The 2834-nt window shown below is 30.5% G+C and carries 2 protein-coding genes; one reads left to right on the top strand and one right to left on the bottom strand.

Annotation, left to right across the window (positions count from 1 at the left end; genetic code table 11):
* The first annotated feature begins 1137 nt into the window (after nucleotides 1-1137).
* Nucleotides 1138-1770 (top strand): class I SAM-dependent methyltransferase, encoded by a 633-nt coding sequence (locus BU804_RS07615; protein ID WP_075883604.1) that lies wholly within the window; start codon nucleotides 1138-1140, stop codon nucleotides 1768-1770.
* On the opposite strand, the gene BU804_RS07610 is transcribed toward BU804_RS07615, so the two are convergent.
* The gene (locus tag BU804_RS07610; protein WP_075883603.1) at nucleotides 1743-2324 is read right to left on the bottom strand and encodes a 3'-5' exonuclease; all 582 of its coding nucleotides are present in this window, start codon (nucleotides 2322-2324) and stop codon (nucleotides 1743-1745) included. The genes BU804_RS07615 and BU804_RS07610 overlap by 28 nt on opposite strands.
* Nucleotides 2325-2834 lie beyond the last annotated feature (510 nt).

The following is a 2834-nucleotide window of genomic DNA, read 5'->3' as shown; positions in this document are numbered from 1 at the left end:
TGGCTGCTCACTAAAAGGTTGGGGCGAGATAGGATGAGTGCTTTGCATGACTTGGCTATCCTTTGATTTAACAAAAATTCACGTCGTAAAGATACTATCAAAAAGAAACACTCCAATCAATTTAAAATTTGAAAAATTGAAAAATTTATTATAGAATTTTAACCAAAGAAGGGAGAAATCAGGTTGCTGGAGTTTGGTTTAAGTGTTAAAGCTTTTTTGAATTTAGCTTACCAATCAGCCAATTCAAAACTTTATCAAATAAAAAAATAGAACCTCTATTCAATATTTTACTTTTCAGTCCCATCTTGCCACAAATCTCCTAAATTCCCTTCGCAGCCAAGAAATGGCTCTTTTCACTTTCCACCTTTCTATAGCTGAAGCAATATCTGAAACGATCGATTACTCAATTTTTAGCATGTGCATAGCAAAGATTGTTATTTTTAATTTAATCCATTATATGTTCTCAAAGAATGCGAATAGCCGCCTGTTGGCTAAGAAAAGATAGGGGCGCCAAATCTTAATTGTAATTGCACTCAATTTATCTTTTAAATATACAATTTTAAACCAATGTAAAACAGTTTAAATTGGCTAAGCAAAAAAATGCTTATCGACTAGGATTTAGAAGTGAGTATTAATTTGCTTTTACTTGAACTCAAACTGTGTTATAGAAAATCTCTTCTTCGTCAAAAGATTGAATAAGTTTAGCTTTATTTAAATCGTTTTTAGCGCATAAATATAAATAGATTATTTTTCAATCTAGTAGATAAATGTCCATAAGTAACTTAAAGCTTAGGAAGAGGACGTATTTGACTTTCTTAACAATGATTTTACTTTTTAGAAGAAAAATCAATGAAAGCCTGTGTTAATTTTTTTTGAGTAGCTTTTTTAGAAATAAAAATAAAATCCATTAAAAAACTAATGTTTTTTAGAATAAAAAATGACTTATCCTCAAAAAAATTATTCATGATAAAATGAATATTTTTAGGTTTAAGAAAAAAATGGAAAAGCTAATTCTCACAAAAACTAACCTTGGATATTTTAACAGAAGCAGAAGCCATCGCTAAAATTCTAAAAATACCAAACCTTGTTTAATCTGGTAAAATTATCTAACCCAAACTTTCAAAGCTTACTTTATTTATGAGAGCCACCTTTCCTTTATTTCAATCTCATTTAGATCTCGCCCACGATTATTGGCGTAGGATCCTCCAGCCCAATGATCAAGTGATTGATGCAACATGTGGTAATGGGAATGATACACTTAAATTGTGCCAACTTCTCTTATCAAATGGGACTGGAAAGGTGTATGCATTTGACAATCAAAGTGATGCGATTGATAAAACAAAAGTATTGTTACGTGAGCACTTAAATTTAGATCAGTTTAAGCAAATTAATTTTATTTTAGGATGCCACTCTAAATTTTCCGATTATGTTTTACCTAATACAATTAAACTGATTGTCTATAATTTAGGGTATTTACCAGGCGGAGACAAGAAAAAAACGACACTCACTTCTACAACTTTACTAAGTTTGCAAAATAGCTTAGATTTAATAAAACCGGAGGGGGTGATTTGCATAACGTGTTATCCAGGTCACGCGGAAGGATTACTTGAAGAAAAAGCCCTTCTTAAGTTTGCTCTTAACCTTTCTCCTATGGAATGGAGTTGTTGTTATCATTCGTGGATTAATCGACGACAATCGCCAAGCCTATTACTTCTTCAAAAAACTTGCCAGCAATCTTTATATTACCCAAATCCCACAACCGTTTTATAACATAAAATTAAATGATTAACACCATTAAGAGCATTATGAGGGCTACTTTCTATTGGTAAACCGAAATGTTGAGCGATAGTATTTTTAGAAAGATTAATTTCTAAAGGAAAATGTTCATGCTTTTGTGTGTAAAACTTAAACTGCAATGCCCAATACATAGAAGCAAAATCTAGCCAATGATAGGGCCAGTGATATTTTTCCTGTGTATAAACATCAACAATTTGTGAAAAAAAACCCCTATCAAAGGCCGGATTTTGACAAATGTAAACAGCACGCCCTCTCTGTATTTTTAAATCATTAAATATTTGTACTATTTCCGATTTAACCACTGCCTCTTCTTGACCTAATAAAAGTTTTTCCCAAGTGAACCCATTAATTTCAATGCTTGCAAGATCTCGTTTCTCCCAAACCTCTAAAGGCTGTTTGATAATGCTTTGATAGGTCAATCTTTCTTCCCCAGTACGTACATCTATTACTTTAAAAGCTATCTCTAAAGCTCGATGGTGAAAAGAGTCTAAACCCGAAGATTCTATATCTAAAAAGATCGCAAGCATAATTTCAACATTTTAAGAAATAATTATTAGTGTTTTATTTATATCACTTAACCAATCAATTTGTAAGATCACTTTAATTTAAATCAGTGAAATATACCAAAAAGAAACATATTTAACAAATTTTTCGAATTTTCTTTGTTTTCATATTTTGATTGCAGTCCTCAATTTAATAAATAGAATTTTTTTGTTATTAAGCTGACGCGTTTGAGAGTAAAATCAAGTAAGTTTTTTAAATATCTCATTGTCTCCTTATTCGTCTAGACTAAAAAAATAATTGGTTTATAAAAACTTTCTAAATATTTTTTTGTTATACAATTATTTTTTGTCCTTGTATATATAAAGTTTTTTTAAATCTGAATGAACAACTTGGTAAAAGTAAGTTGTTCATAAACAGCATCTTTAAAAGCAACATAAGTCTCAATTTATTATATATATAATTCCGCACTATAGTATGAGATTTTCTTTACTTTCCCATTTGTTAGCGATGTTGCCTTCCATAATCCCGTAACC

This window comes from Candidatus Protochlamydia sp. W-9 (genome assembly GCF_001950615.1).
GTDB classification, from domain to species: domain Bacteria; phylum Chlamydiota; class Chlamydiia; order Chlamydiales; family Parachlamydiaceae; genus Protochlamydia; species Protochlamydia amoebophila.
Note: the sequence above shows the minus strand (reverse complement) of the source record. Positions and strands in the feature narration are given on the sequence as shown.